Source organism: Shewanella sp. 0m-8 (assembly GCF_052977265.1).
Genome location: NZ_JBRIMB010000012.1, coordinates 136767 through 142889, shown reverse-complemented (window position 1 = coordinate 142889; position 6123 = coordinate 136767). Strand labels below are relative to the sequence as shown.

Here is a 6123-nt window from a genome sequence, read left to right as displayed (position 1 = left end):
TGAGAGTTCAGAGCGAGTGACAAAATTGTGTTCTAGGGATTGGGCAAGTGTGACCAGTTAATTTTCCAGTTTGGTATTACAAGGGATCAACCATTCTTTCAGTTATTCGCCTTGAATTAGTTTGCCAAAAAACGTTCTGAGTAGATCAACTTCTTATACTTATTGGTATGATATCGTCGTTTGCAAAATGACAGTTCAAGTCATTATGATGGAACACCGCTTACGCTTAGTGCGTAAGTCCCAGATATCAATGATATTGAACAGTTAGAATAACCAAAGACATATTTAGACTAGTATTGCAGCTTTAGTTACAAGTGCACTGAAAGCATACAAGACTATGCTGTTCGCAGCGGGTGTAGAGCATAGTCATCCGTAACCTCTGGATGCGCTGAAACTCTGAGTCGAACACCTGCTGATACTGATTGCTATTAGCGTGAATGCTTCTACATGACAGGCGTAACGAGCTCATTTTAGTTTATTACTGAATGAGTTGGTTTTTAAGGGTTATATAGTAGGTATTTGGCCTGTAAGTATAAAAGCCACCATTACTGATGGCTTTTATATGTTTGTTACTTAAGGCTTTAATTGGGTCTAGGTTGTTAATTTACGCCGAGAAAGCCTCCTGTTTGGTGTGCCCAAAGCTGCGCGTAGATCCCACCTAAATTGATTAACTCCTGATGACTTCCTTGCTCTAAAATTTTTCCGTCATCGAGCACGATTAATCGATCCATTGCCGCAATGGTTGATAGTCGATGAGCGATAGCAATAACGGTTTTTCCTTCCATTAGCTGATATAAACTTTCCTGAATTGCAGCTTCTACCTCAGAGTCTAGTGCCGATGTGGCTTCATCAAGTAGTAAAATTGGGGCGTTTTTAAGTAGAACTCGCGCGATGGCAATACGTTGACGCTGACCGCCTGAAAGCTTTACGCCTCGTTCGCCAACCTGCGCATCTAAGCCTTGGTTACCTTCAGGATCGCTCAAGTTTTGAATAAACTCATATGACTGGGAGCTTTTTATTGCTTGTTCAAGCTTGTCATCGCTGGCATCAGGATTGCCGTAGAGAATATTATCGCGGATAGATCTGTGTAATAGAGAGGTATCTTGGGTCACCATGCCTATATGCGCACGTAGTGAGTCCTGTTTGACCTGAGCAATATCCTGTTTATCGATGGTGATGCAACCGGACTCCACATCATGAAAACGCATAAGCAAGTTAACTAAAGTCGATTTCCCGGCACCTGAGCGGCCAACCAACCCGACTTTTTCGCCCGCTTTGATATGTAGATTTAACTCATCAATCACTCCACTATTTTCACCGTAGTGAAAACTGACATTATTAAAGTCGATAGCTCCTTTACTTACGTTTAGAGCTGGTGCATTCGTGATGTCATTGATATCGGTAGGCTTAGACAGCGTATTCATACCATCAGTAACTGTACCAATGTTCTCAAATAGTGAGCTTATTTCCCACATGATCCATTGCGACATACCGTTGAGCCTTAACGCTAAACTGATCGCAATCGCAATCGCGCCAACGGTAATCGCATCATCACTCCAAAGCCAAATAGATACAGCTGTAATAGCAAAGGCCAAAAGGTAATTGATAATCTGCACGCTCACGTTAATCCAGGTGACTAAACGCATCTGCCTATACACGGTATGAAGAAAGGATTTCATGCTGCTTTTAGCATACTCAGCTTCTTTTTGGGTGTGCGAGAACAGTTTTACCGTGGCGATGTTGGTGTAACTATCGACAATCCGTCCGGTCATTGTTGAGCGAGCATCAGCCTGCTCAGTTGACACTTTCTTGAGTTTAGGTAGAAACTTAAACTGTAGAGCAATATAAATAGCTAACCAAAGCAGCATAGGAACCATAAGTCGTAAGTCGGCCTTGGCTATCATTACGACCATAGAAGTGAAGTAAACCAAGATATAAACCAATACATCCAATAGCTTGGTAACCGTCTCTCTTACGGCTAAAGAGGTTTGCATCACTTTGGTCGCCACCCTGCCAGCAAAATCATTTTGGTAAAACGACACACTTTGTTTTAGCAAGTAACGGTGGGCCATCCATCGAATAGACATTGGGTAGTTGCCTAATAACCCTTGATAGACGATGAGCGCATGCAGTAACACCAGAGTCGGAATTACAATTAATACGAGCAGCGTCATCCCGAGTAATTTCATGCCTTCTTTTTCAAAAAGGGTATCGGGATCATTATTAATGAGCAGATCAACTAAATCGCCCATAAAGCCAAATAAAGACACTTCAAGAATGGCGAGTAGCGCGGTTAGAATCGACATTATAACCAGTGGAACTTCAAAGCCACGGGTGTAATGGCGGCAAAATGCATAGATCCCTTTAGGAGGCTGTTGTGGCTCCTCATCAGAGAAAGGCTCAACCCAAGACTCAAATCGTTTGAACATGTAGGTACTCAGTTAGGTGTTTTTTTGTTAGAAAAATATGAACAGTAGCTAAGTGTAAAGCTGAGGCATATATATGCAACCAATATTCAGTTCCGTTTTCCGCTAGTGATGACTAGGCTTGTTGCGTAAGATTACATTCATAAAACGATGTCTGGAATGTGGGATGCTAAATCACGACTGCAAGATTGAAAGAGATGCCTGTCGCAAGGCAAGGTTAGCTAGAGATCCTAGGTTTGATGGGCAGTTTTTTATTGGGGTGTTCACCACCAAAATATACTGTAGGCCAATTTGTCCTGCTGTGAGTCCAAAAGAAGAAAATGTACGCTATTTTGATTCAGCTCTCCAAGCCGCCAATGCTGGGTTAAGGCCCTGTTTACGCTGTCGCCCTGATAGCGCGCCGCACTCTTATGCCTGGAAGGGTACACAAACTACCCTAGAGCGGGCAAAGGCTATTATCGATGCTGGCGAACTCTCAGGCTATGATGGCCTTAGTGTAGAGACTCTAGCCGAGCGATTAGGGATTAGCAGTCGCTACCTCAGAAAACTGTTTAGCGAGAAAATGGGGATATCAGTTAAAGGGTATAGCCAATACCGGCAACTGATGTTTGCCAAGCAACTTTTACATCAAACCCAGTTGAGTATCACTCAAGTTGCATTTGCTGCGGGCTTTAATAGTGTTCGACGCTTCAATGAAGCATTTATGCAAGCTTTACAATTAACGCCTTCAGCGCTGAGAAAAACGTCCGTAAAAATGACACCGCCTGATGGAACGCAAGAACAAGGACAGATCGTATTGCGGTTGTTGCTCAGCTATCGACCACCTCTTGCTTGGCAGCAACAGCATAGTTTTTATAAGGTTCGTGCTGTAGAACAGATGGAGTGGCTTGAAGATGAATATAGTTATGGACGGAGTTTCACCTTAAATGGAGTTAGCGGTTACTTCAATGCCAAGGTTGATACAAAGGCGAATTTGTTTGGTGTCGATATCGTATTAGAAAATGAATCAGGCCTTTCACAGCTTAGTTTAATTATTAGTAGCATTCGTAGGGTATTGGACTTAAATGCTAACGTGCTCGAGATTGACAGTGTGCTTGCATCCCTTGACCTTCTTGGAAATCAGATGATACCGGGGTTACGTCTACCTGGGGTATGGTCAACATTTGAAGCTGGCTGCCGAGCAGTATTAGGCCAGCAGGTAAGCATAACGCAAGCCTCTAAGTTACTAAATCAGTTAGTACTTGCCTGCGGGGAGAAGCGCTTAATTGGCGCAAAACAAGTGATACTATTTCCGTTACCCGAGACGATAGCAACAGCTGAGTTAAACGAGCTAAACATGCCTAGAGCCAGAAAGAAGGCGCTCAATGCACTAGGCCAGTTTGTAAGTGAGCACCCTGAAGCTGATATTGAACAATGGTTGTCGATAAAAGGGGTCGGACCATGGACCGTTGCCTATGCCAAAATGCGCGGCTTGAGTTATCCAGATATTTTACTGTGTGGCGATCTTGTCGTTAAAAAACGCATGCAGAGCCTTTATGCTGCAAGGGAAGACAAGCGATTAATATCAAAAGACTATGATGAGTTAATTCAAGCGCTCACTCAAAATGTTGCTCCATGGGGCAGTTATCTTACATTTCAGCTTTGGAACCTTTCATGAATACACTTTTACTGCCGTTAGCTAAGTTGAATTTTAAATCTGAATTTGGCGTACTCTCTCTGTGCGCTAATGCAGAAGGACTCACCCACGTTAACTTTATTCCACAGCAAGGGGATGATTGGCTATCGCGGGAAGTTAACACTAGTCAGTCACTAATTGATGCATGTGATAGTCATGGTTTAGCCAAACAACACCTGTTACAGGCTAAGCTTGAGCTGACGGAGTACTTTGCAAGCACGCGGCGTCAATTTAACGTTAAACTGGCCCCTAGGGGGACAGTGTTTCAATGCCAGGTTTGGCACGCATTAAGTGAGCTTGAATACGGTGAAAGCTGCAGTTACGCCGACATTGCCAGTCGGATTAATCGTCCAAAAGCGGTGAGGGCGGTGGGCACCGCAAACGGAGCGAATCCGATTGCTATTATTGTGCCTTGTCATAGAGTCATTGGTAAAAATGGTGCACTCACTGGATATGCTTACGGCATCGATCTTAAACAGAAATTACTGACACTAGAAGGCTTAGCTTAAAGGGGACTTGTGTGATACAAGGCGTTTTAATGTGTATTAACAATACCTACTTTTAAAATGTCAGCGCTTGTAAGCGTAAAATCAGATCAAAAATAAGCTTTTAAGTGGATATTAGCGTAGAATAAGCGCCTTATTTTTGATTAGGCGTTTACCCGTACATTATGACTCAGTCAGCATCTTCAACAGACCAAGCAGCAACTCCAACTGTGACTAGTAACTCGACTCACAGTGACTTTTCTCAACTAGGGCTCATGCCTGAGTTGCTCGAAACGCTTAAATTGCTGAGTTATACAAGGCCTACGGCTATTCAGTCACATACTATCCCCGCAGTGTTAAACGGCAAAGATGTGCTTGGCGGAGCAATAACAGGTTCTGGTAAAACGGCCGCTTTTGCGCTGCCAATTATCCAAAAAATTGCCCAAGCAAAACCGCGCTCTAAAGAGGGTAACTACGTCTCTAGCCTAATCTTAGTGCCTACGCGTGAGTTAGCTCAGCAAGTCAGCGACAGCTTTATGCGCTATTCCCAGCTAATTAAGCCTAACCTAAAAACGCTAGCGGTATATGGTGGCGTATCAACCAACACTCAAATGTTAAGCCTACGTGGTGGTGCAGATATTTTAGTTGCAACACCGGGTCGACTCATTGACTTAATCTCGAGTAATGCCCTAAAGCTTGATAAGACTCAGACTTTAGTATTGGATGAAGCCGACCGCATGTTGAGCTTAGGTTTTACCGATGAACTTAATGAATTATTGGCTAAGTTGCCGGCCAAGAAACAGACGTTACTGTTTTCAGCGACATTCCCAGAAGAAGTGCGCGAACTTACCCAATCACTACTGAGTAATCCCGTTGAAGTTCAGTTACAGGGTGAAGAAGAAAGTACCTTAGTTCAACGTGTTATTACTGTGAATCGTAATCGCAAAACGGCCTTGCTCGCTGAACTAATCAAACAAAATGACTGGCAACAGGTGCTTATTTTTGCCAGTGCAAAATACAGCTGTAATCGATTGGCTCAAAAACTTGAAAACGCGGGTATTACTGTCGAAGTGTTTCATAGTGACAAAGGCCAAGGTGCACGAAATAGAGTACTTGAAGGCTTTAAAACTGGCGATATTCGCGTGCTTATTGCAACCGATATTGCTGCCCGTGGTATTGATATTGAAAAGCTGCCTATTGTGATCAATTTTGAACTACCTAGAAGTCCTGCTGATTATATGCATCGTATTGGTCGAAGTGGCCGTGCAGGTGAGGCTGGTCTGGCCATGAGCTTGATTGCACACGATGAATATCAACACTTTAAGTTGATTGAAAAGAAAAACAAGCTGAGATTAGAGCGCGAGCAAATCCCAGGTTTTGAAGCTGATTTAGAGGCGCCTATTGACTGTCCTTCACGTGAAGAAAAGCCGATGGCAAAACCAGCAGGTACAGGTAAGAAAAGTCGTAAGAAGTTACCAAAGGCTAATGCAGACCTTTGGTCAAAGAAGTCTTGAACATAGCGATATAGATAACAAGT

General features: G+C 43.3%; 4 protein-coding genes. 3 read left to right on the top strand and 1 reads right to left on the bottom strand.

Annotated elements, in window-relative coordinates; translation table 11 throughout:
- Window positions 1-599: 599 nt before the first annotated feature.
- Entirely contained in the window at window positions 600-2429 is a 1830-nt protein-coding gene (locus ACVBIO_RS08680) for an ABC transporter ATP-binding protein (RefSeq protein WP_447172418.1), read from the bottom strand.
- A gap of 163 nt (window positions 2430-2592) precedes the next feature.
- Between ACVBIO_RS08680 and ACVBIO_RS08675 the strand changes: the two genes are divergently transcribed.
- The 3 genes from ACVBIO_RS08675 to ACVBIO_RS08665 all read left to right on the top strand — a co-directional run bounded on the left by ACVBIO_RS08675 (window position 2593) and on the right by ACVBIO_RS08665 (window position 6100).
- Window positions 2593-4083, top strand: coding sequence for an Ada metal-binding domain-containing protein (locus ACVBIO_RS08675; protein WP_447172417.1), 1491 nt, complete (start codon window positions 2593-2595; stop codon window positions 4081-4083).
- Window positions 4080-4610, top strand: a complete 531-nt coding sequence (locus ACVBIO_RS08670; RefSeq protein WP_447162485.1) for a methylated-DNA--[protein]-cysteine S-methyltransferase — start codon at window positions 4080-4082, stop codon at window positions 4608-4610. Before ACVBIO_RS08675 ends, ACVBIO_RS08670 begins: the two co-directional genes overlap by 4 nt.
- Window positions 4611-4771: 161 nt before the next feature.
- Window positions 4772-6100, top strand: a complete 1329-nt coding sequence (locus ACVBIO_RS08665) for a DEAD/DEAH box helicase (protein ID WP_447162484.1) — start codon at window positions 4772-4774, stop codon at window positions 6098-6100.
- Window positions 6101-6123 lie beyond the last annotated feature (23 nt).